Annotated in this window: 21 protein-coding genes, 1 tRNA gene and 1 riboswitch; of the genes, 6 read left to right on the top strand and 16 right to left on the bottom strand. The window is 40.6% G+C overall.

The features are described from left to right. Positions 1-15 precede the first annotated feature (15 nt). Positions 16-306: a DUF1905 domain-containing protein gene (locus HB912_RS07775; RefSeq protein ID WP_185373530.1), complete on the bottom strand. Its 291-nt coding sequence runs from the start codon at positions 304-306 to the stop codon at positions 16-18. A 14-nt stretch (positions 307-320) separates the two neighbouring features. Then, positions 321-920, bottom strand: coding sequence for a TetR/AcrR family transcriptional regulator (locus HB912_RS07780; protein ID WP_185373532.1), 600 nt, complete (start codon positions 918-920; stop codon positions 321-323). Between the two features lie 278 nt (positions 921-1,198). Here HB912_RS07780 and HB912_RS07785 point away from each other — a divergent pair, with 278 nt between their 5' ends. Continuing rightward, a complete protein-coding gene (locus HB912_RS07785) occupies positions 1,199-2,080 on the top strand; it encodes an ABC transporter ATP-binding protein (protein WP_185373534.1) in 882 nt (293 codons plus the stop codon). 24 nt (positions 2,081-2,104) lie between these two features. Next, on the top strand, positions 2,105-3,718 hold the full coding sequence (locus HB912_RS07790; protein ID WP_185373536.1) for an ABC transporter permease: 1,614 nt from the start codon (positions 2,105-2,107) through the stop codon (positions 3,716-3,718). An 868-nt stretch (positions 3,719-4,586) separates the two neighbouring features. Here HB912_RS07790 and rlmH read toward each other — a convergent pair. The 9 genes from rlmH to HB912_RS07835 form a co-directional block, all read right to left on the bottom strand. Continuing rightward, positions 4,587-5,066, bottom strand: coding sequence for a 23S rRNA (pseudouridine(1915)-N(3))-methyltransferase RlmH (gene rlmH, locus HB912_RS07795; RefSeq protein WP_185373538.1), 480 nt, complete (start codon positions 5,064-5,066; stop codon positions 4,587-4,589). 704 nt (positions 5,067-5,770) lie between these two features. Beyond that, positions 5,771-7,330: a trypsin-like peptidase domain-containing protein gene (locus tag HB912_RS07800; RefSeq protein WP_185373540.1), complete on the bottom strand. Its 1,560-nt coding sequence runs from the start codon at positions 7,328-7,330 to the stop codon at positions 5,771-5,773. A gap of 144 nt (positions 7,331-7,474) precedes the next feature. Beyond that, positions 7,475-8,305: an MBL fold metallo-hydrolase gene (locus HB912_RS07805; protein WP_185373542.1), complete on the bottom strand. Its 831-nt coding sequence runs from the start codon at positions 8,303-8,305 to the stop codon at positions 7,475-7,477. A gap of 146 nt (positions 8,306-8,451) precedes the next feature. Continuing rightward, positions 8,452-9,246: a two-component system regulatory protein YycI gene (locus tag HB912_RS07810; RefSeq protein WP_185373544.1), complete on the bottom strand. Its 795-nt coding sequence runs from the start codon at positions 9,244-9,246 to the stop codon at positions 8,452-8,454. A gap of 2 nt (positions 9,247-9,248) precedes the next feature. Further along, on the bottom strand, positions 9,249-10,559 hold the full coding sequence (locus HB912_RS07815; protein ID WP_185373546.1) for a YycH family regulatory protein: 1,311 nt from the start codon (positions 10,557-10,559) through the stop codon (positions 9,249-9,251). After that, positions 10,556-12,388, bottom strand: a complete 1,833-nt coding sequence (walK, locus tag HB912_RS07820; RefSeq protein ID WP_185373548.1) for a cell wall metabolism sensor histidine kinase WalK — start codon at positions 12,386-12,388, stop codon at positions 10,556-10,558. The genes HB912_RS07815 and walK overlap by 4 nt, the downstream gene beginning before the upstream one ends. Before the next feature lie 238 nt (positions 12,389-12,626). Further along, complete coding sequence (gene yycF, locus HB912_RS07825; RefSeq protein WP_036070213.1) at positions 12,627-13,340, bottom strand: response regulator YycF; 714 nt, start codon at positions 13,338-13,340, stop codon at positions 12,627-12,629. A 214-nt stretch (positions 13,341-13,554) separates the two neighbouring features. Continuing rightward, a tRNA-Asp gene (locus HB912_RS07830) sits at positions 13,555-13,627 on the bottom strand. 54 nt (positions 13,628-13,681) lie between these two features. Next, a complete protein-coding gene (locus HB912_RS07835; protein WP_280529513.1) occupies positions 13,682-14,878 on the bottom strand; it encodes a pyridoxal phosphate-dependent aminotransferase in 1,197 nt (398 codons plus the stop codon). Positions 14,879-15,023: 145 nt separating this feature from the next. Then, a riboswitch (SAM riboswitch) is annotated at positions 15,024-15,138 on the top strand. Between the two features lie 87 nt (positions 15,139-15,225). Here HB912_RS07835 and HB912_RS07840 point away from each other — a divergent pair. From HB912_RS07840 to HB912_RS07855, 4 genes are read left to right on the top strand one after another with little or no spacing between them, the layout of a single operon-like run. After that, positions 15,226-16,050, top strand: a complete 825-nt coding sequence (locus HB912_RS07840) for a MetQ/NlpA family ABC transporter substrate-binding protein (RefSeq protein ID WP_185373550.1) — start codon at positions 15,226-15,228, stop codon at positions 16,048-16,050. Positions 16,051-16,061: 11 nt separating this feature from the next. Beyond that, positions 16,062-17,075 carry a methionine ABC transporter ATP-binding protein gene (locus HB912_RS07845; protein ID WP_185373552.1) on the top strand — a complete coding sequence of 338 codons (1,014 nt, stop codon included), beginning with the start codon at positions 16,062-16,064 and terminating at the stop codon, positions 17,073-17,075. Continuing rightward, complete coding sequence (locus HB912_RS07850) at positions 17,075-17,737, top strand: methionine ABC transporter permease (protein ID WP_185373554.1); 663 nt, start codon at positions 17,075-17,077, stop codon at positions 17,735-17,737. The genes HB912_RS07845 and HB912_RS07850 overlap by 1 nt, the downstream gene beginning before the upstream one ends. A 25-nt stretch (positions 17,738-17,762) precedes the next feature. Beyond that, positions 17,763-18,542 carry a carbon-nitrogen family hydrolase gene (locus tag HB912_RS07855; RefSeq protein ID WP_185373555.1) on the top strand — a complete coding sequence of 260 codons (780 nt, stop codon included), beginning with the start codon at positions 17,763-17,765 and terminating at the stop codon, positions 18,540-18,542. 62 nt (positions 18,543-18,604) lie between these two features. On the opposite strand, the gene HB912_RS07860 is transcribed toward HB912_RS07855, so the two are convergent. The 5 genes from HB912_RS07860 to nrdD form a co-directional block, all read right to left on the bottom strand. Then, positions 18,605-18,775: a hypothetical protein gene (locus tag HB912_RS07860; protein WP_185373557.1), complete on the bottom strand. Its 171-nt coding sequence runs from the start codon at positions 18,773-18,775 to the stop codon at positions 18,605-18,607. Positions 18,776-18,829: 54 nt separating this feature from the next. Continuing rightward, complete coding sequence (locus HB912_RS07865) at positions 18,830-19,180, bottom strand: bacteriocin immunity protein (protein WP_185373559.1); 351 nt, start codon at positions 19,178-19,180, stop codon at positions 18,830-18,832. Positions 19,181-19,182: 2 nt separating this feature from the next. Beyond that, positions 19,183-19,389, bottom strand: a complete 207-nt coding sequence (locus HB912_RS07870) for a leucocin A/sakacin P family class II bacteriocin (protein WP_185373561.1) — start codon at positions 19,387-19,389, stop codon at positions 19,183-19,185. Between the two features lie 476 nt (positions 19,390-19,865). Next, positions 19,866-20,417: an anaerobic ribonucleoside-triphosphate reductase activating protein gene (gene nrdG / locus HB912_RS07875; RefSeq protein ID WP_185373563.1), complete on the bottom strand. Its 552-nt coding sequence runs from the start codon at positions 20,415-20,417 to the stop codon at positions 19,866-19,868. After that, positions 20,410-22,563 (bottom strand): anaerobic ribonucleoside-triphosphate reductase, encoded by a 2,154-nt coding sequence (nrdD, locus tag HB912_RS07880; RefSeq protein WP_185373808.1) that lies wholly within the window; start codon positions 22,561-22,563, stop codon positions 20,410-20,412. Before nrdD ends, nrdG begins: the two co-directional genes overlap by 8 nt. Positions 22,564-22,636: the final 73 nt, after the last annotated feature.

Raw genomic sequence — 22,636 nt, forward strand, 5'->3', positions numbered from 1 at the left:
AAAAGACTTCCCTTCTTAAATTCGTTCCTGCACCATTATATGAACCGTATCACCAATCGTTTTCCCGATTTTCGCGCGGATATCTTTTCGGATACCCAAAATATAACAAACCGAACCATCTTCATTTTTAACACCCATATTAACAATACTACCTTCATAAGGCTCCCCGTCAAAGCTTGCCTTAACTTTTATGCGACCTTTTCCGAATTCCTCGCGCACATCATAAGGAAACACCGTATATGCGCCACCTTTTCCAACTTCCGCTTCAAAAATTTCCGAGTCATACTCATATACTTTTTCATTCATCCACGCAAAACCTCCTATTTCTTGCTTGGGGCAATTCCTTTAACAATAATTTCTGTCCATTCTTCTGTATATGGCAAAATTTTATCATAGATTTTCGGATTCGAAATCCCTTCGACAAGCGCCTCAAAAAATAGCATTAAAAATTCATCCGAATACCTTAAATCCACTTTTCCTTCTTTACGACCGCGGTGAAATAAATCAAGCATAATGCTAAAACTTTCTTTTGTGTAAGTTTCCATCAAGAGCGATAAATCACGGTCTTCCTTCTGCGTATAATAACCCATTAAATCCATGTAAAACTGATGTTCAATTTTTTCTAGATAACGAATCTTATTTTGGCTCATGGCAATCAGCGTTTCTTCAAACGGTCGATTTTCTGCCATAATTGCTTTAGCTGAATCCGCCATATTTGTCATAAACTCAATAAATACCTGATGAATCAAATTATCCTTGCTACCAAAATACTTAAAAATCGTTGCCTTGCTAACGCCTGATTGCTTGACAATTTCATCAATAGTCACACTTTCAACGCCCTGAGGAGAATTCATTAAATCAAAAGTAGCGGTTAAAATTTGCTTTCTTTTTTCTTCGCTGCGTTTTTCAAATCCGTTCATCACTCTTCAACCTCTCATTTATATAATAAACTATTATCAACTTTTCAGTTTATATTATTTTCTCTTCCTATTATATAGTCCATTTAATAAACTATCAAGCAGAAAACAGTCGTAAAATTTATAAAAATTTTGATTGACAAGTGCTGCGAAATGGAATATTATTGTCCTGAAATCAGAATTTCAGTTTATAAAATAGAAAATACGGGTAATTTTAAACCTAAGAAAGTCATCTCATTCTATTTTATCATCAAACTTAAAAAAAGGAGTATCAAAAAATCATGGCAGAAATTGTAAAAGTCGAACATTTGCAAAAGAAATTCGGCAAATTCCACGCATTATCTGATGTTTCATTCACCGTAAACCAAGGAGAAGTCCTCGGTTTTATCGGTCCAAATGGCGCCGGAAAGTCCACTACGATCCGCACCTTGCTTGGTATTATTCATAGTGACGGAGGCCAAGCTGAGATTTTCGGCAAAGACGTTTGGAAAGACAGTCTTGAAATCCACAAACGCATCTCCTATGTTCCAGGAGACGTCGCTCTTTGGGGCAGCTTAACCGGCGGAGAAATCATCGACTTATTCATGAAACTGCATGGAAACGGCAATAAAGCCAAGCGTGATGCTCTTATTCAAAAATTCGAACTCGATCCGAAGAAAAAAGCCAAAAACTATTCAAAAGGAAACCGGCAAAAAGTTGGTTTAATTGCGGCGCTTTCCGTTGACTCTGACCTTTACATTTTTGACGAACCGACATCTGGGCTCGACCCACTAATGGAAGCCATTTTCCAAGATGAAGTTGAAAAAATCAAGCAAGCAGGAAAAGCAATCATTTTATCTTCACACATTTTAAGTGAAGTGGAACGCCTTGCAGATAAAATTGCCATTATTCGCCAAGGAAAAGTCGTAGAAACTGGAACGCTCACTGAACTTCGTCACTTAACACGCTCTACGATCACCGTTCAAACTAAAGAAGACGTAGCGACATTTAAAAACTTGGATGGCGTTCATGATTTCGTTCAAAAAGACGATGAGGCGACATTTTCAGCAGACCATACCGCAATGAATGAAATCCTAGCAACCGCAGCTAAACTCGGCGTAATGAAATTCGAATCCGTTCCGCCAACGCTTGAAGACTTATTCATGCGGCATTACGAAGCTTAGGCGACACGGAGGAGGGAAATTAGAATGAATGAGAAATTTTCACGTTGGATGCTCCTGTTCATCCAATATTTAAAACGAGATTGGAAGAAAATCATTTTTTGGGTCGGAGGACTCGGACTCTTTTCTGGCGCTTACGTTCCCGCCTTTGAAGAAATCAGCAAAGGGACGGGACTGATCGGCATGTACGAAACGATGCAAAATCCGGCGATGATTTCGATGGTCGGGCCAACCCCTATCGCAAGAGCTGGGGATTATACTTTAGGTGCAATGTATGCCAATGAAATGCTACTTTTCTGCGGTTTATTTGCAGCAGTCATCTCCATTTTGCACGTCGTAGGCCACACACGTAAAGAAGAAGACCTTGGCTTAACAGAACTCGTCCGCTCATTTAGCGTTGGACGCCAAGCGAATTCACTCGCTGTTATGAAAGAAACCTTTTTAATCAACTTACTCCTTGGCACAGTCATCGGCATCATTATGACAAGCTTTGGCGCAGATACAATTACAGCAGAAGGCTCCTTCTTATTCGGATTCTCTGTAGCCGGTGCGGGACTTCTTGGCGCCGCGATTGCGCTCTTTTTCGCACAAATTATGCCCGCATCATCAGGCACGACGGGGGCATCTCTTGGATTCTTAGGTTTACTTTACATCTTGCGGGCAGCGACTGACACGGCTAATGTGGATTTATCCGCATTTAATCCCATGGGTTGGACGTATCTCACCTACCCTTTCACAGAAAATAACTGGTTACCGATCCTTTACCTCTTACTTTTCGTGATCGTAGTCACTCTTCTTTCGTTCATTTTAGAAAGCGGGCGCGACATGGGAGACGGCTACATTCCACAGCACGAAGGACGCGGAGAAGCGCGGCGCGGCCTACTATCTGTTCGTGGCTTACTCACCAAACTAAACAAAGGCATTACGATTGGCTGGCTGATCGCTTTTATCGTTATGGGAGCAGCATACGGCTCGATTTATGGCGACATGCAATCCTTTTTAGAAGGTAACGCATTAATGAAACAGATGTTTAGCAGTTCACACATCTCGCTTGAGGAATCGTTCACAGGGACGATCATGATCGTTCTCGTTTCCCTATCCGCGATTTTACCGATCGCAATTATGAACCGTCTTTTCACAGAAGAAACACGCGGACGCTTCAGCCAACTCTTTTCAACAAAAGTGACTCGCGGAAAACTTTACTGGACGAGCGTGATTCTAGCAACCATAGCAGGCGTACTGGCACTATTTCTTAGCGCAGGAAGCTTAGGTGGGGCGGCACTTTCTTCGATGGGTAGCAGTTCCAAAATGGACTTCGGGGATTTCCTTGGCGCCGGCTTCAACTTTTTCCCTGCCATTTTATTTTTCATTGGCCTCGCCGGCTTATTCCTAGGCTGGCTCCCTAAACTCGGGAAATTTGTTTACATCTATCTAGGCTACTCGTTTATGTTGAATTACTTTGGCGGAATTCTGGACCTTCCAGACTGGTTCTCAAAAACCGCTGTCCAATTTTGGTTCCCACAACTTCCAGGCGAATCCTTCGATTTACCGACTTTCCTAACAGTTACAGCAATCGGCATCGTGCTTCTAGTACTAGGATACATCGGGTATAAACGCCGGGATCTTGTGGAGGAGAATTAAACCCATTTTAGTATTTCAAGTCATTCATATGCATAAAAAACATGTAGTTGAGAATCTCAACTACATGTTTTTTAGTGGTAGAAAATTAGCAAAGAAACGAAGGCTTCCCTTTGCTATCCTAGTTAGGTCACAAATACTTAATACAATAATAAATGGTTCAAGGAAAATAACCTAACTTTGGACTTACCGGCTTTCATTGTTGATTGAATTGAAAAAAACTACACAAAAAATATCCTGAGCAAAATTTTTTATCCCATTTGATGGATTTTATAAAGGTTTCTTTTACCAGTACAAAAATTGTATTTTAGTCCGATTTTATTATTAAAATCTGCCTAAAACACTATATTTCAAGGGATTTGGGCTTCTATTATAAAACAAGCTAAAAGTCAATAATTTTTTTGGGGATTTTGAATTAAAATAACCAACATTGTTCATTTTTATTCTACAGTATCCCTTCCAGTTACACTGTAAACTGGTATTTGTAAGGAGGTGAGCGTTGATGCTTTGGTTACAAATGCTACAAACCGTTTTAGCGTATCTGAAACAATTTGCTGATCTAAACGCGTAATAAAACAACTTTTATACACTTTTTGAGGAGGTGAAAAATTGGGACTTCTACAAGGCTTTATCGCTTGGGTTGGTCTAGCAGTTGCTGGTATTAAACAAACTCTAATCGGTATTATCAATATTTTGCTATAATTTTTCAGATGAATCACGCTATTATAAAATAATTTTAATTATATGTGAAAAATCTACAAAAGGATAGACCTAAGAATGGCCAATTAAATCTGGCAAATTCCTAGGTCTTTGCTTTTATTTTTATTCCCTTCGTTCACTACCGGATATCAAGGTGGAAAATCAATTCATGTTACTTATGATAAGGTTCCCCGCGCATAATCCGAAACGCGCGGTACACTTGCTCGAGTAACACAAGTCGCATCAACTTATGAGGTAGCGTCATTCGGCCAAATGAGATTTTTTCGTCCGCACGAGTTAAAACGGCATCACTTAGGCCAAGAGAGCCTCCAATCACGAAAGCGATTTTGCTTTTTCCATAAGTCATCAATTCGTCGATTCCTGCCGCAAATTGTTCACTCGACTTTTCTTTTCCATCAATCGCAAGCGCAACCACGTGCGTGTCTGCTGAAATTTTCCCGAGAATCCGCTCACCCTCGCGCTCTTTCACCTGAACCATTTCCGCTTCGCTCAAAACCTCAGGAGCTTTTTCATCAGGAACTTCTTCTACGATAACCTTCGCGTACGAGCCAAGTCGCTTTAGGTATTCTGCGGTCCCTTGGGCTAAATACTTTTCCTTTAATTTTCCTACACAAATGATCTGAATTCGCATCTTTCCACTCCCAAAATTCCTATTTCCCTTATCATACACTAATTTGGCATAAAAATGGATATCATAATCCACAAATTCATATCAAAAATGGCTTTTCAGGGTAGAAATACCCAAATTGCCAAATAAATGAGTACACTTTTGTTTTCCACATCCATTTGCCACTTACCCACAGTGGTTATCCACAAAAATTATACACATATCCACAGGGTCAGCCATATTTAGTGTAAGAAAATTTGTTCTCCCCCATATCTATTTTCATCCAAATTCTTTATCCACAACTTATCCACAGGTTGAAGCTGTTCTTCCACATCTACAAAAACCGCTTTGCACAGCCATTTCAAACTTACTTTTAGTTTTTTCTCAAAGTCCAATCCCAATGAAATTGTGGATAAAAGCTAGTTTTCAACTAGACCATTCACAATCAGGATGAAGGACCTATTGAAATCCACATATTCTCCTCAAAGGTCCAAACTCACTCCTTTATCCGCCATATTTTTCAGTATTTTCACTTCTTCACAGTTTACGCACACCTTATCCACAGAATTCATCCACATATCCACAATCTCAATCTACATTTTGTGCCCGAATATCTGTTCCTAGCAAGATACACGTCCATTAATTTTTACTATCCACATTTTATCCACAGAAAAATTTTATTTTGCACGAAAAAACAGCTCCTCGTTTTGAGGAGCTGTTTTCAGGTTTTATTGTTGGGTTGTTTTTGCTTCTTCAAGCGTTAACGAAGTCGTCTTCGCCTTTCCATCCCGATAATACTTGATCGTTACTTTATCACCAATTTGGAGATTCGAATTATATAACACTTTTCGAAGTTCAACCGTATTCGTAATTTTTTGGCCATTAATATCTACGATCACATCATATTGTTTAAGTCCAGCTTTTGAGGCTGCTGAATTCGAAGTGACTTGTTGAACCATTGCCCCGTAGTTAATATTACTTGGCAACTTGAGCACACTCTTTTGTTGTTGATCAGGAATTGTATCCACATCGCGAAGTGTTACACCAAGTGCTGGTCTTGTCACTTCACCTTTTTCTTCGAGTTGCGAAATAATTGGTTCCACAGAATTACTTGGAAGGGCAAAACCGATCCCTTCTACATTTTCCGTCGAAATCTTCATTGAGTTAATGCCAATGACTTGTCCTTCAAGATTGATGAGCGCTCCCCCGCTGTTTCCTGGGTTAATCGCCGCATCAGTTTGAATAACTTCTGCTTCCCAGTCTTCCTGTCCATCACCATTAATATCAACAGGCACAGTCCGGTTTAATCCCGAAACGATCCCTTGCGTAACAGAACCAGAAAACTCTGTTCCAAGCGGGCTACCAATCGCAATGACATTTTCCCCAACAGTTAATGCATCAGAGTCACCAAATTTAGCAACACTCGTTACATTTTTATCCGAAATTTCAAGAACAGCCAAATCATTCCATTCATCTGTTCCGATTAATTTAGCTGTCGATTTTTTCCCATTTGAAAAAGTTACTTCTAATTTATTTGCGCCATCAACCACATGGTTGTTTGTTACAACATAGGCTTTACCATTCGCCTTTTTGTAAATCACACCAGAGCCAGAAGAAGCTTCTTCCTCAGATGAAGACCCTGAACCATTTGAATCTCCACCACTACTTCCACCACTTCCAAAGCCACCAATCCCACTTTCAAGCGAGTTGGACGATGCTTGGTAATTCAAAACACTAACGACCGCATTTTGAACCTTGCTCACAGCCTTTGTAATATCCGTTGAGTTTTTGTAAGAAACTTTCTCCACCGTGTTGTTCTTCGTTGAGCTCGTATTTCCTAAAGAACTCGATGTCGAACTCGAATTATCGTTGCCTAACCCCGAAACAGTGAAGAAAACAATGATTGCACCTACAATCACACCTAAAATTCCTGTTAAGAAATAACCTAAAAGTGCTTTACCACGTGGTTTCTTAGGTGGCTCGTTTCCGTCACCACTTCCTCCGCCCGAACGTGTTGGCGGGATTGGGGGAATAGGGGGAGTTCCACTTTCACCATTTGAACTAGCCTCGTTTTCACTACTTCGCTCTGCATTTTGATAAGAGACGCTCCCTGTTTCAGGTGTTGCTTGACGACTTTGTTCAAACTCCGAGGAGCGCTCCGCTTCAGGTGAAACAAATTCAGACTGACTTGTCCCGCTTACTTCATTAGCGCTCCCTACTCTTTCACTTCCATCCAAAGGTTCTTGCGGGTGATTTGCATTTTCAAATTCTCTTTTCTCTTCTTCCAAACCATTTCATTCCTTCCTGCACAGTTTCAACTCTTGATAATTCTATCCTACATGACAAATATGAAAAATTCATGAAATTAATTTTAAAAAATAACATGAAAATTCTTTGATTTAAAAAAAGAGGCGACCAGAAGTCGCCTTTTTTTAAATGGTAAAAAGATTTGTCGGCTGTTCCGGGTCAGTATCAAATAAATCAAGTGTTTCTCCAACAATAATACCTTCTTGCCTCAATGTTTGACCAACACTCATTCGAGCAAGATCCTTCATGTTGTTATCTTTGCTTAAATGCCCCAAATAAATCCGTTTCGTCCGGTCGCCAATCACTTCACTCATTGCGATTCCAGCATCTTCATTTGAAACATGGCCTTCATCTCCAAGAATCCGACGTTTCACATTCCAAGGATAGCGCCCCATCCGGAGCATCTCGACATCGTGATTACTTTCAAACAAATACGCATCAGCATTCGCAATATGACCCTTCATCCGGTCGCTCACATAGCCTGTATCCGTAATCATTACAAACTTCTTATTCCCATTATGGAATATGTAAAACATGGGCTCAGCAGCATCATGGGAAACTCCGAAGGATTCCACTTGTAAACTACCAAAGCTCTTGACCGTTTCCATACCAAATTCAAACTTCTGATCAAGCGCTACTTCTCCAATCATGCCATTCATCGCTTGCCATGTTTTTTGATTCGCATAGATTGGCAATTTATATTTTCGCGCTAAAACACCCAGTCCCTTAATATGATCTGAATGTTCATGTGTAATCAAAATAGCATCTAAATCTTCAATCGAACGACCTACTTGGCTAAACAATTCAGCCATTTTTTTTCCACTCAAGCCACAGTCAATCAAAATCTTCTGATCCCCTGTTTCAACTAGAGTCGCATTCCCCGTACTGCCGCTCGCAAGTATACTAAACCGAATTTGCTCGGTCTCTTTTTCCGTCAAAATTTGGCTTTTCATCATGTTCTTTCTACCTCCCGAGCACATTTCCTATCCGCTTCCTATTTTAACCTTAATCATGAAAAAAGAAAACCCAAACCCACTTTATTTCAAAGAGAAAACCGCTTTTCGAGTTTGAAAAGCGGTTTTCCCTTCTAAATTCTTAAAACTTACTGTTTCGTCTCATCTAAATTAATGACTTGCTCATCTTTCGCATTCACAAGAAAATAGCTCGTCATACCTTTATGTTCAACTTCAAAACACCAGATAGGGAAATAGACGTCCCCGCTTGAAAGCTGAACTGTCGTATAGTAGCCAAACACAACTTGTTTGATTTTACTATCCGTTTTGAGATCACCATGTTGATAAACGGCTTCAAGTGCATCCACCGAAGAAAGCACCTTTTTCTTTTCTTGCAAATCATCTTGCTTTCCAAGAAGCGTTTGCCTGTAAGAAACGATTTCATTGTCATTGTTTAATTTAAAAACGAGCTGCCCCGCCGTATCAAACAGCACCATGTCATCTTTAACCACTTGATTGTAGACTAATTCTTGCTTTTCCTCATCATATTTCCAAAACTCATAGGAACTGCCTTTATAGACATCATCCTCCAAAAATTTCTTAAATTCTTCCGTTTCCTTTTTTCCACCAGTTTTTACAGGATTTTGGAGCGTTGAAACAATTTCTGTGGAATTATTAGTAAGTGAAATCGTTTGGTTTTTTAAATTTGAAACGTCTTTTTCATTAATTGTCACTTTATCAGCCGTAAAAACTTCACCGTACACTTCCTTTGAAGAAAGCTCTGGATAAGTGATATTATCCGTTTTCAAATGGTCTTGCAACGTATCATTTCCAAGTTTATCTGGATCATTTGTAGCCTGCTTGTTCAAAAACATCACACCAAGAAAAATATCAAGTAGCAGGAAAGCGATAATAAAAATGATTTCTGTTTTTCTCCAATCCATTTTTAATCCCTCTCCTTCATATCAACGGCAATCCATTTCCCGTGATACTTATAAATCCATGTCGGTTTTAGCTCAACAATGCGTTTCAAACCTTTATCTTCTGACCAGTTCATCTTGTAACCCAGTGTAATCATTTGCAAGCCATCCATATCAATACCTTCTCTTTGAAGCTTCTCAAAAACGGCATTAGAAGAAGGAAGTGTTACATTTTCACTTTCGCGCGGAATTGTATAATCCAGCTTGAAAAATGGTCGACTATATTTATAAACGGCTTCTTGCCCTTCAGTCACTATCATTTCTGACATACCATTGTCACTTAAGACCTGGAGATTATCAACGAACATACTAAACTTAGTACTTCCTGTCGCCAAATTATAACCCGTGAAATAATACTCATCTGTCCAACCAGAGTGCTCATTAATGAAGTTAAAACTATCCTGAATCATACTTGCTCGTTTCATTTCACTTTGCACAGCCGGATTCGTATTTTCCTGTGCAGGATTGATGTACTCAAGCACTTTATTATCAGTATCTAGCACAATTTTACTGGAACCATCCGTATAAGAATTATCCTCATTTTTAACCGAGCTTGCATCAGGAAATAGGGCCTTTGTAAACGAGCTGATATCCATCGTATCAATGATGTATTTCTTGCTCTTTAGCGTTGTCGCTTTTTTAGAAAGGAAAAGCGTATGATTGCTCGTGCTTACTTCGTCCACTTTCGTAAGACCATCTGCTTCATTGGCATTATCAACCAAGTTTCTCACAATCGCAATATCTTTTTGTGGAAGCGAGCTTTGATAAACCGTATCTAGCCGATCATTCGTAAAGTAAACCGTATAAAGCCCTGCCTCTGTCGTATTGGTGTCAAAAACAATCCGGTTAAACGAAGCAGACTCAAGCTCTTTTCCTGTAAGTTCATAAATCTGCGAGAAAACCGCGAACGGAATGTTATTTGGATAAACTAATTCCACTGTCCCATTTTGATGAATTAAGCGATCATATTCTTGACTGCTTTTTTTACCTGAGGAGACAATTTCGGAAAAAGTAAAACTGCGTCCTTGTGTAGCGAGTTGGTTCACAAATTCCATTGTATTAGTTTGATAATGCAAACCGCCTTGGTTTACTTGAGCAAGAAGCGGCTTAAAGACTTGTGAAGCCGTTTTTTGCTTATCAATAGCCGTATTTTTGACTTCTTTCACATCAATGGACTCATAATTAGGTTGCGCTTTCCAAATTAGATAGCTTAAAACCACGCTTAATATAACTAAAATTGTGAGCAACAATCCTCTTACATAAGAAAATTTTCTCATTCCCAATCATCCTCCGGAAGGTCGCTATATGGCAGGGTAAACTTCACAGTAGTTCCTTTGCCGCGGTTACTTTCCGCCCAAATATCGCCACCATGTGCCCGGATTACTTCTTTAGCAATCGCAAGGCCTAGCCCTGTTCCTCCCATTTCTCTCGACCGTGCTTTGTCTACACGGAAGAAGCGGTCAAATACTTTATTCAAATCTTCTTTCGGAATTCCAAGTCCTTCATCACTGATGGCCACTTCAATATGATTCGCAAATTTTTTCAAGAAGAAAGAAATTTGTCCACCATCCGGTGAATATTTATTAGCATTGGAAATGATGTTATCAAGCACCTGCATAATTTTATCCTCATCAAGCTCAATAATTACAGGCTCTTTTGAAATAAATCGTTTAAATTTAATCGAGTCCTTCTTCATCATTTCAAAACGGTCAATAATATGATTAAAGAAATCGGTGAAGTTTACGAAACTTTTATCTAGCTGTTCGCGCTCACCGTCCATTCTTGACAGTTTCAATAAATCATTAACAAGGCGGATCATCCGTTCCGTTTCATTTTGCGTCACTTCCAAAAACTTCGGTGCCAGTTCAGGATCTTGCCAAGCGCCGTCGCTCAATGCTTCAAGGTAACTGTGCATGCTTGTAAGCGGCGTTCTTAATTCATGGGAGACATTCGATACAAAGTCTCTTCGTTCCTGATCCACTTTTTCTTGCTCCGTGATATCATGCAAAACGGCAATCACGCCATTCACGAAGCCTGTTTCGCGCTGGATAACAGAAAAATTCACTCGCAAAATGTAGCGTTCTTCAACCGTACTCCGGTCAAGAGTGATCGTTGCTTCTTGCCCCATCAAATCCTCGAATTGGTAGCTATCCCCAATATCAAGAACATCAATAATCGCCTCCCCATTAGCACTTTCATGCGGTACACGCAACATTTTTTCAGCTGGCGAGTTAATGAGAATCACCTTCCCGCGGCGGTCTGTCGCAATCACCCCATCTGTCATGTAAGACAAGACAGAAGAAAGCTTTCTTCGCTCTCCTTCAGTCATCGCCTGTGCTTCCTGGACTTTCCGTGTAAGTGAGTTAAAACTTTCAGCAAGTTGACCGATTTCGTCTAAGCCATAAACCTTTACTTTACGACTATAATTCCCTCTTGCCATCGCATAAGCTTGTCGTTTCATATCAATCAGCGGTTTTGTGATCGTTCGTGACAAGAGAATCCCAAGCACCGCCGTGATTACCATCGCAATTAAAGTTCCGGTTATAAAAATACTTGTGATTGAGTTTACTTGCGTATAAACCGATTCAATATCCGCAACAAGATAAATAACACCGATCACTTCATCTTTGTTTTTAATCGGCAAAACATTGACCCAAACGCGTTTGTTCCCGTCTGAATCATCCATATAAATTTTATCTTCTGACGTATTAAGTGAAAGCGAGCGTTTAATCAGCGGCGTTGTCGACTTTTGCCCAACAATCCCCTGATTATCCATGTCTGAAGTACCAAGAATTTTTCCTTTATCGTCGACAATTCGAACTTCGTCTAAACTGCTATTATTCCGCGCAAAATCCACCAGTAACTCACGAATATCCGTTTGCAACTGCGCACTGTTATCGCTATTTTTTAAAATCTCTTCACGAACATTATAATCCAGCAGTTTGGTACTACTTTTAATAGAATCCTGAAAGTTTTTTTCAAGCTGCCCTTCAAGTTCGCGAACGAAGTATGCACCGATAACCTGCATGGCTACAAGGATAAGCAAGAGATAAATTATCACCAGACGAAACTGAACCGACTGGAAAAACTTTTTTATTTTTTGCATAAAAGCTTCTACTCCTGTTCGGATAAAATCATGATTTTACACAAAATTCCCTTCTAGCAAAATTGCGTAAAACCCGCTAATCATTATTTTTCTAACTAAGTATAGCACACTTTTAAAGGCGAGAGAAACCACCAAAAAGACGGGCAAGAAAGCCTGTTTCAGGTGTTTCCTAAACGCACAAAAAGGAAGACTGCTTAAATCAGTCCTCCCCCTCAACATCTCCATTTTTGTTACTACACTATTCTTGTTCTGGATTACGCAAATAGTACCCAACGCCACGCCTCGTCACAAGCCAAGCTGGATGACTTGGATTGTCTTCAATTTTCTCACGCAAGCGCCGAACCGTTACATCAACAGTTCGCACATCTCCAAAATAATCATAGCCCCATACCGTTTGCAACAAATGTTCACGAGTCATGACTTGCCCCATATGCTTCGCCAAGTAATGTAGTAGTTCAAACTCACGATGTGTTAATTCAATTGTTTCACCACGTTTTGAAGCCACATACGCATCCGGATGAATCACGAGTGAGCCAATTTCAAGCTCGCTATTTTCGTTTTCCTCCGCAGCTTGCGAACTAATTTTGCTGTGACGACGTAAATTAGCTTTCACACGGGCAATGAGCTCCCGATTACTGAACGGTTTTGTTACATAGTCATCTGCACCAAGTTCTAGTCCCAGTACCTTATCAATCTCAGAATCTTTCGCCGTTACCATGATGATTGGCATATCATATTTTTTCCGAACTTCTCGACAAACTTCAATGCCATCTCTTCCTGGCAACATAATATCTAATAAAATCAAATCCGGCTGCACTTCTTCGACAAGCTCAAGCGCTTCATCTCCGTCATAAGCACAGTAAACATCGAATCCTTCTTTATTTAAATTAAATTTAACGATATCTGCAATTGGTTTCTCATCATCCACAACTAATACTTTTTTCTCTGACATGTTACACAGTCCTCCCAAATATGGATTTCATAAAGTGCGTCTATCAAATGGTGTTCCCCGGTTCACCATTTTTCACCGAGGCTCTAAACGTTTTTAGAATCACCTGTACCCATTATAACACAAGCCACAAATTTTCTGAATTATTACAGCGTAAATGGGCTGGCGCAATGCAAAAAGAGGACGTAAATCCACTGGATTTACGTCCTCTTTTTTACGGTCCCGACGGGATTTGAACCCGCGATCTCCTGCGTGACAGGCAGGCATGTTAACCCCTACACCACGGAACCTTTCAGCACCTTCAAACAGGCACCTACTAATTAAACCACATTTCCGAAATCGAGTCAATAACTTTTTATGAAATTTTCTTCTGGTTTTTGAAAAATCGCAAGCTCGTCAATTCGCCTCACCGCTTCTTCGAGACGCGCCTCACTAACCAGTAAGCCAATCTGCACGTAGCCTTCACCAAATGTGCCAAAGCCGCTTCCATCTGCCACCGCAACACCAGCTTCTTCAAGCAAGAACTTCGCAAAGCCACTGCTTGTGAACCCTGCTGGAACTTTCATCCATGCGAAAAAAGAACCTGCCAGCGCCGAACCTTGCCAACCAATTTTTTGAGCCGCGTTAAAAAAAGCATCTCGCCGCGAGCGATATAGGTCATTTTGCTTTCGTACAGCTTCCCCGGAATCCAAAAGTGCCGCGCAAGCAGCATCTTGAATCGCCGGAAACAAGCTGACGTAAAGATGATCTTGGAGTAGATTAATTGCCTCGATCATTTCCCGGTTTCCCGCAGCAAAGCCCACACGCCATCCGGCCATATTATACGTTTTCGAAAGCGTATAAAGCTCGATCCCGACATCTTTCGCTCCTTCGCTTCCAAGAAAACTTACAGGTTTTTCTGCTTCAAAGCCTATTGCTCCATATGCAAAATCGTGCACAACGCCTATCTTGTTTTCTCGCGCCACTTGGATCGTCTCATCAAAAAATGCACTTGTTGCTGCCGCTCCGGTTGGATTGTTCGGATAATTTAAAAACATCAATTTGGCTTGTTCCAGACTTTCCGCATTTATTTCACGATAATCCGGTAAAAATTGATTTTCCTCACGTAGAGGCATCGTCTCAAAACGTGCATCTGCAAGCGAAATCCCAGATAAATAATCCGGATAACCCGGGTCAGGTAATAGCATCAAATCGCCCTTGTTTAAAAAACAAAGCGGCAATTCGACAAGCCCTGCCTTTGAGCCAAATAAAATCGCAATTTCCGTCTCTGGATCAAGCGAAACCCCATATTCTTTTTGATAAAAATGCGCAGCCGCTTGCTTCAGTTCAGGCTTACCGCGAAACAGCGAATACTTGTGATTTTGCGGGTCTTCAGCAGCGCGCGCAAGAGCCTTAACAATGTGATCTGGCGTGGGCTGGTCAGGATTCCCTTGCCCCAAATTGATAACATCTACACCTTCCCGTATTTTTTGATTCACATCTTGCACAAGTTTGGAAAAAAATTGTTCTGGTAAATTTTGAAGTCGTTTTGCTTGTTTCATGTTCATCCCCACTTTCAGTTTGATAAACATCATAAAGTTTTCCGGCAATTTTGTCTAGTCTGGTTATAAAAAATTTTAAAAACCATTGACAAAGTATTTTAATCTTGGTATATTGTTTTGCAACAGGTTTTATTAAAACTGAATTCTCTTATCAAGAGCGGCTGAGGGACTGGCCCTGCGACGCCCGGCAACCTAACTTTTTTTAAAGTGAAGGTGCTAATTCCAGCAAACTGACGTGGTATCAGTTTGAAAGATAAGAGAAGCGAATCCACTTTTGTATTCACTTCTCTAATCTTTTAGAGAAGTCCTTTTTATGGCCTAAACTATCAATTTGGGAGGAAATGACAATGAAAAAGTGGACAAAAAGAAGTTTAGCAGGAATTTTAACAGGAGTTGCCTTATTCTCACTCGCAGCTTGCGGAGGGGATAAAAAAGACGAGGCGCTAGCAACAGATGAAATTACAATTGGCGTGACAGGCGGGCCACATCAACAAATCGCTGAAGAAGCTAAAAAGTTAGCCAAAAAAGACAATTTACATATCACAATTAAAACGTTTGATGATTACAATACACCGAACACTGCACTAAATGATGGTGACTTAGATGCCAATAATTATCAAACCATTCCGTTTTTAGAAACGCAGAAAAAAGACAAAGGCTACAAGCTTTCCATTGCCTTTAAGACGGTTGCATTTCCGATGGGGATTTATTCCGAGGGACTAAAATCGGTAAAAGAACTCAAAAAAGGCGATAAAATTGCTGTTCCGAATGATCCTTCAAACGAATATCGGGCGCTCAAGTTATTTGAAGATGCTGGTGTCTTGAAGCTCAAAAAAGGTGTGGAAGAAAAAGCAACGAAAAATGATTTAGCAGAAAATCCACTTGATCTTGAAATCGTTGAACTTGAAGCTTCGCAGATTCCTGCCCAGTTAAAAGAAGTAAAAGCCGCAGCGATCAACACGAACTTCGCGATGGGTGCAGGCCTCACAATCAACGATGATTCGATTTACCATGAACCAACGAAAAACAACCCTTATCCGAACGTTTTCGTTGTTAGAACAAGCAATAAAGAAGATGAAATCGTGGAAAAATTGAAAAAAATCTACCAATCTGCAGATATGAAGCAATTTATTGAAAAAGAATTTAGCGGTTCTGTTGTACCAGCGTTTTAGGAGGGGTTTCTATGATTGAACTAACAAACGTATCGAAGAATTTCAAGCTCGGAGAAACGACGGTTGAAGCGGTCAAAGAGGTTTCTCTCCACATCGAAAAAGGAGAAATTTATGGCGTTGTTGGTTACAGTGGTGCGGGAAAAAGTACGCTTGTCCGCTGTATCAACTTCCTTGAGAAACCTACCTCAGGAACCGTGAAAATTGCTGGACAAGACTTGGCAAGTTTAAATGCCAAGCAACTTCGGGAAGCAAGACGCAAGATTGGGATGATTTTTCAAGGCTACAATCTTTTAAAAACGGCGACTGTTTATGAAAATGTCGCCTTGCCACTCAAACTTGAAGGTTTAGAAAAGCAATTGATTCAGGAACGTGTCGAAAAATACTTAAATATCGTTGGGTTAACGGATAAAAAGGACCATTATCCTGCCCAGCTTTCCGGTGGACAAAAACAGCGTGTAGCAATCGCTCGAGCGCTCGCACACGAACCTGAGATTCTTTTAAGCGATGAAGCGACAAGCGCACTCGATCCTGAAACGACAGATTCGATTTTAAAGCTGTTACTTGAGATTAACCAAACGCTAGGAATCACCATTTTCCTAATCACTCATGAACTGGAAGTAATCGAGCGAATTTGTGACCGAGTTGCGGTGATGGAGCAAGGAAAAATTGTTGAAGCAGGTTCCGTGCTCGACATTTTCACAAATCCTGCAGAAGAAACAACAAAACGATTTGTCGGCTCAGAAGCAAGCTTCGAGATTCCGCCTGAGCTACTTCAACATTATAAACAAACGGGTAAGTTAGTTTCTCTATATTTTGTCGGGCAAAGTACAGATGAACCCGCTCTTGCTCTCGTATCTCGTCATTTTGATGTATTGCCAAGCATTCTTGCTGGCGGCATTGAAAACTTAAAAAATGACACGCTTGGAAAACTGCTTGTTCATTTAAAAGGAGAAGAAGCAGCATATAATAGCGCCATTCAATTTTTAATTGAAAAAGGCATTACTGTCAGGGAGGTGGCCTCCTAATGAGCAACTTTTTTTCTGAATGGGGAGCGACCCTTTGGACTGGCTTTCTTGAAACTCTTGAAATGACTGCAATTACGCTCGTGATCGCAATTGTAATTGGACTTCCGCTTGGCATCCTGCTTATCTTGACGCGTTCAGGTGGACAAGCTGAAAACAAAGTCGTTTATACGCTACTCAATTGGGTCATTAACATCTTGCGTTCCCTGCCGTTTATTATTCTACTATTTTTGATTCTGCCATTTACAAAACTCGTCGTTGGCACTACAATTGGCGTTAAGGGTGTTATTTTGCCACTGGTATTTTTCACGGCGCCTTATATCGCGCGACTAATGGAATCCGCTTTACTTGAAGTGGATCGCGGCGTCATTGAAGCTTACCAGGCGATGGGGATTTCAACTACAAAAATCATTTGGAACGTCATCATTCGTGAAGCTAGATCAGGAATTGTCCTCGGCTTAACAATCGCCACAATTGGTTTAATTGGCGCGACGGCAATGGCAGGTCTTGTTGGAGCTGGCGGACTTGGAACGATTGCATATCAATACGGATTCCAACGTTTCGAACCAACTGTGATGTATGCGACAATTGTGATTTTGATTATTATGGTGCAACTCCTCCAATCGTTTGGCAATGTGTTAGCACGACGCTTAAAAAAAGATTAGCTTACAAAATGGGGGAATTCATTACATGTGGAAAATTGCACTTTGCCAAATTGATATCGAGTTCGGGGAGCCTGAGGCGAACTTCAAACGGGTTCGGCGAGCACTTGCTGAGGCAGCCGAAAAGGGAGCAACAGTTGCCGTCTTACCTGAAATGTGGAATACCGGATACGCCTTAACCGAACTTGGCAGCCTTGCTGACAGTCACGGCGAACGTACGAAACGATTTTTATCTGAAATTGCGGCTGAACATTCACTAAACATTGTTGGTGGTTCTGTTTCTATAAAAGACGAAGGCAAATTCGCAAACGTCATGTACGCTTTCGATGCGCATGGCGACTTTCTTTCGAGTTACAAAAAGGTACACCTTTTCCAGTTGATGGACGAACACCTTTTTCTTGAGGCAGGAAACGACACGAATTTGTTTTTACTAGACGACAAAAAAGCGGCTGGTTTCATTTGTTACGACTTACGCTTCCCAGAATGGTTCCGCGCACATACCGCGCGCGGCGCCGAAGTTCTCTTCATTGCAGCCGAATGGCCAAGCGAACGCATTCAGGACTGGGAAAAGCTAGCTATTGCGCGAGCCATTGAAAACCAAGCATTTGTAGTAGCAGTAAACCGCGTCGGGAAGGATCCCAAAAATGAATTTGGCGGACATTCGCTCGTTGTGAGTCCACGTGGTGAAATTTTGCTTCAAGCAGATGAATCGGAAGGCAATTTCTACACGACAATTGACCTCAGTGAAATAAAAAAAGTTCGCGGTCGCATTCCCATTTTTGAGGATAGACGTCCAGAGCTTTATTAAGAAAAATATGGATACCGAAAGAGCCCCGCCGATTCGTAAATCGGCGGGGCTCTTTTTTAGCTTCAAAGAGATTCCTTTTTCATGAAAAGGAGATAAGCTTGATAGCCATCTGACTTGTACGTTCTAAACTTCATTGGAAGAAGTGCAAAAATGATTTCCACCCAAGTGCAAGCATTGAAATAGCCAATCCAGTAAGGATAGTTCAAACTAGCTTTAATTGAAATTACAAACATAAATGCCCCTTCTCCAAGCTATATCTGTCTTTTTATTTCAAATCGATCATTTCTTTAACTTCTAGGCATTTTATTCTCATCAAAATAACTATAAAATTGAGATTTATCCCCGTAATTTGCTTTATACAAGCCGTTCAAACCCGCTTTCTGACCGACAATCCCAAGTTCAGCAATCAAACGATTTTCATCTTCTGGAAAATAAAGGCGCCCTTTGAGACCTACACTATAAATATAATTAACCAATCGCTGAACGTAAGCTTCGGGGTTATTTACAGTATCAATTTTCAGATACACTTGATATAAAACATCCAATATATCTAATAGCTCATTACTAGGATCAGACCGTTTTGACAACTTATTATATAAATCATGAATAAGTTCTTTACTTTTTGTTATATCACTCATATTTAACCACTAACACTCCCAAAAAGATTATTCCCCCAACGCTTGATTCCTTCTGTCCAAGCTTGCCCCCAATTAACAGAGCATTTCTTTTTACTACAAGAAACACCATTGCCATAGTATTTAGCTTCCGCTTTTCCAGGTGTTAAAGTTAGTATCAAAACACTAGCAAAGGCGCATACTATTAGTAATTTACCCAATCTCTTTTTCATAAAAACCCTCCTAATTTATTTCACTCTTATTTATGATATATATTGTTAAATCCAGTCCACAGCACAATCAAATATCACATTCTATATTCCAAATATTATTCATATGGCATAATAACTAACTATTTTCGTTTTATAACAAGTTTTTTAAGATTTATCTCACCACTCTTTAAAACATCATCAAACAAGATTTTGTATCCACCCTTAAGACACAAAACACTTTCTGCTTTCAGTAATCAGCTTTTTCCCTATTCCACGTGCTGATAAGACTATCATCCTCATTCATACTACCGACAATAACTTCTTTATCTTCTCGATTATTTTTTGTTTATTCTACCATGTAAAATCACATAAAGTCTGTGTAAATAATATGACAATTTTGATTTTTTGAGCTTTTTTAAGATACTAAGTAACATCGCTATCTATTAGACACAAAAAAGGTGGGCGCCGATCAGGGGCGCCCACCTTTTAATTTCCGTTTATTCTATATACAGCACAACTTCTCCAGCTTTAAGTGTCTGCTTCACATCAATAATCCGCTGGTTGCTTGAGCCTCGAAATGCCAAGTTTGGATCAAATAGCGACTGCTCGAACCGGCCGTCGACAAGTACATCAATGAGCGATAGCAGTTCTAATTTGTCTTCTGTTTCTTGTAGCATTTCCTCGAATGTATAGCCCGTCCAGGACCAAATATCTTTCGAATTTCCGTAGACTTCCCGGAGTTTCTTGACAACTGTAAGACAGGTTTCTGTATTTAAGAATGGCTCACCGCCCAGTAGCGTCAGCCCCTGTACGCTTTCGTGTCCAACGTCTGCAACAATTTGGTCAAGTAGCTCTTCTGTGAAAGGTTCGCCGTACTTGAAGGACTGTGCTGCTTTATTGTAGCAACCTTCGCAGTGGAACGGGCAGCCTGATACATATAAACTACAACGCACGCCTTCCCCGTCCACAAAATTAAAGGGCTTATAGTCGGCAATATAACCACAACTTAAGCGGCTTGATTGCCACTCTTTTGGAGCCGGGTTATTCATCTCGAAGCTCCATGTGCTTCACGCGTTTCGAAATTTCAACATGGCGGCCGTGCACCATTGGGCGTTTCATTGGGTTTCCAAGATAGCCACAAGTTCGTTTTACGACATCTGCTTTTTCTGGATCGGTATTGCCGCAATGTGGGCATTTGAACCCTTCTTCCGTTGGGGCAAATTCTCCTTCAAACCCACATTCATAGCATTTATCAATCGGCGTATTTGTGCCAAGATAGGCAACTCGGTCGTATGCATAGTCCCATACAGCTTCAAGCGCCTTCGTGTTGTGCACGAGTTTCGGATACTCGCAGTAATGGATGAAACCACCTGAGCAGTATTCAGGATAATCTTTTTCAAAGTCGATTTTTTCAAACGGTGTAATTTTCTTGCGGACGTCATAATGGAAAGAATTTTGATAGTATTCCTTGTCCGTAATATCCTTCACGATGCCGAATTTCTCTTTATCCAGCCGATTAAATCGGTCAGTCAAACTTTCGCTCGGGGTCGAATACACACTAAACCAGTAGCCATACTCCTCTTTCCAGCTATCTGCGTATTTTTTAAGAGCTTTAACAATGTCAAGAGTGAAGGTTTTAGCTTCGGCATTTTGTTCCCATTCGCCACCATAGAAAACCGTTGCCGCTTCATAAAGTCCAATGTATCCAATTGAAATCGTAGAGCGGTTACGATCAAAGAGTTGGTCGACACTTTCACCGTCTTCAAGACGCTTTCCGAAGGCTCCATATTTATACAGAATCGGCGCATTTTCAGGCTGCGCTTCGCGAACGCGATTTAAACGGAATAAAAGTGCATCTTTGACCGTCTTCATTCTTTCATGGAAGATTTCCCAAAACTTAGCTTGGTCTCCTCGGCTTTGTAGTGCAATCCGTGGTACATTTAACGTCACAACGCCCAAATTATTTCTTCCCGCATTGACATTTTCCCCAGTTGCTTCATCTTTCCAAGCTGGTAAAAACGAGCGGCAGCCCATCGGCACTTTAAAATCACCTGTCAACCGAGTGAGCGTATCATAGCTCAGCACATCTGGATACATCCGCTTTGCTGAACAAGCAAGCGCTAATTGTTTAATATCGTAGTTCGGATCCTGTTTTTCTAAATTCGTTCCACGTTTTAACGAGAAGACTAGTTTTGGAAAAATAGCCGTATGCTTATCTTTTCCTACTCCGCCAATCCGCACATTCAGGATAGCTTTTTGGATTTCACGTGCAAACCAGTCCTCGCCAAGTCCGAATCCAAGTGTCACAAAAGGAGTTTGCCCGTTACTTGTATAAAGCGTATTAATCTCATACTCTAAACTTTGCATCGCATCATAAATGTCTTTTTTCGTTCTGCTTTCTACATATTCTTGTTGCTTTTCTGGAACAACCCAGTCTTGCGCTTCTTTTTCGTGCTTCGCGTAGTTCAACTTGGCATAATCAGAAAGAATTTCATCAATCCGGTCGACCGAACAGCCGCCGTATTGCGAGCTTGCCACATTTGCAATGATTTGAGCGATTTGAGCTGTTGCCGTTTGAATCGATTTTGGACTTTCCACATTGGCGTTCCCAATTGTAAATCCATTTTGAAGCATGCCTCGAATATCAATCAAACAACAATTCGTCATCGCATGATACGGACTATAGTCAAGGTCGTGAAAATGAATATCTCCTTTTAAATGGGCATTCGCAACGTGTTTTGGGAGCATATATTTAAGCGCATAACTCTTTGCCACGGCACCAGCAGTTAAATCACGTTGTGTATTGAAAACCGTTGCGTCTTTATTCGCATTTTCATTTACAACCGTTTCATCTTTTTCAAGCAATTTTTGCACACTTTTTGTCATATCCGTCAAATTGGCACGTTTCGCATCACGGTCATGGCGGTATTCTATGTAGCTTCTTGCAACACTAGGATAGCTTGATTTCATCAAAACATTTTCCACAGTTTCTTGAATCTCATCAATCGTAAGCTCTGTTTCGTTTGGTAAAGCATTCACAATCGAAACGATAACATTTTCCAAAAAGATATCATCTTCTACTTGGATGCTTTTCATCGATGCTTCCACAGCATTGCGGATTTTAATCAGATCAAAGGTTACTTTCCGACCGTCTCGTTTAATAACTTGTTGATCTGTTAACTGTTCGCTATACATCATTGACTCCCCCATTTTCTATATATGGTATCTACTCATTAAATATAGCACAATATATCGTTCGTTGAAAAGT

Origin of the sequence: Listeria aquatica, assembly GCF_014223975.1 — a bacterium.
GTDB lineage: Bacteria > Bacillota > Bacilli > Lactobacillales > Listeriaceae > Listeria > Listeria aquatica.

Excerpts from the sequence above, each read along its gene's own strand:
- HB912_RS07775 (WP_185373530.1), bottom strand. The coding sequence starts at position 306 with ATGAATGAAAAAGTATATGAGTATGACTCGGAAATTTTTGAAGCGGAA.
- HB912_RS07780 (WP_185373532.1), bottom strand. The coding sequence starts at position 920 with ATGAACGGATTTGAAAAACGCAGCGAAGAAAAAAGAAAGCAAATTTTA.
- HB912_RS07785 (WP_185373534.1), top strand. The coding sequence starts at position 1,199 with ATGGCAGAAATTGTAAAAGTCGAACATTTGCAAAAGAAATTCGGCAAA.
- HB912_RS07790 (WP_185373536.1), top strand. The coding sequence starts at position 2,105 with ATGAATGAGAAATTTTCACGTTGGATGCTCCTGTTCATCCAATATTTA.
- rlmH (WP_185373538.1), bottom strand. The coding sequence starts at position 5,066 with ATGCGAATTCAGATCATTTGTGTAGGAAAATTAAAGGAAAAGTATTTA.
- HB912_RS07805 (WP_185373542.1), bottom strand. The coding sequence starts at position 8,305 with ATGATGAAAAGCCAAATTTTGACGGAAAAAGAGACCGAGCAAATTCGG.
- HB912_RS07810 (WP_185373544.1), bottom strand. The coding sequence starts at position 9,246 with ATGGATTGGAGAAAAACAGAAATCATTTTTATTATCGCTTTCCTGCTA.
- HB912_RS07815 (WP_185373546.1), bottom strand. The coding sequence starts at position 10,559 with ATGAGAAAATTTTCTTATGTAAGAGGATTGTTGCTCACAATTTTAGTT.
- walK (WP_185373548.1), bottom strand. The coding sequence starts at position 12,388 with ATGCAAAAAATAAAAAAGTTTTTCCAGTCGGTTCAGTTTCGTCTGGTG.
- yycF (WP_036070213.1), bottom strand. The coding sequence starts at position 13,340 with ATGTCAGAGAAAAAAGTATTAGTTGTGGATGATGAGAAACCAATTGCA.
- HB912_RS07835 (WP_280529513.1), bottom strand. The coding sequence starts at position 14,878 with ATGAAACAAGCAAAACGACTTCAAAATTTACCAGAACAATTTTTTTCC.
- HB912_RS07840 (WP_185373550.1), top strand. The coding sequence starts at position 15,226 with ATGAAAAAGTGGACAAAAAGAAGTTTAGCAGGAATTTTAACAGGAGTT.
- HB912_RS07845 (WP_185373552.1), top strand. The coding sequence starts at position 16,062 with ATGATTGAACTAACAAACGTATCGAAGAATTTCAAGCTCGGAGAAACG.
- HB912_RS07850 (WP_185373554.1), top strand. The coding sequence starts at position 17,075 with ATGAGCAACTTTTTTTCTGAATGGGGAGCGACCCTTTGGACTGGCTTT.
- HB912_RS07855 (WP_185373555.1), top strand. The coding sequence starts at position 17,763 with ATGTGGAAAATTGCACTTTGCCAAATTGATATCGAGTTCGGGGAGCCT.
- HB912_RS07860 (WP_185373557.1), bottom strand. The coding sequence starts at position 18,775 with ATGTTTGTAATTTCAATTAAAGCTAGTTTGAACTATCCTTACTGGATT.
- HB912_RS07865 (WP_185373559.1), bottom strand. The coding sequence starts at position 19,180 with ATGAGTGATATAACAAAAAGTAAAGAACTTATTCATGATTTATATAAT.
- HB912_RS07870 (WP_185373561.1), bottom strand. The coding sequence starts at position 19,389 with ATGAAAAAGAGATTGGGTAAATTACTAATAGTATGCGCCTTTGCTAGT.
- nrdG (WP_185373563.1), bottom strand. The coding sequence starts at position 20,417 with ATGAATAACCCGGCTCCAAAAGAGTGGCAATCAAGCCGCTTAAGTTGT.
- nrdD (WP_185373808.1), bottom strand. The coding sequence starts at position 22,563 with ATGTATAGCGAACAGTTAACAGATCAACAAGTTATTAAACGAGACGGT.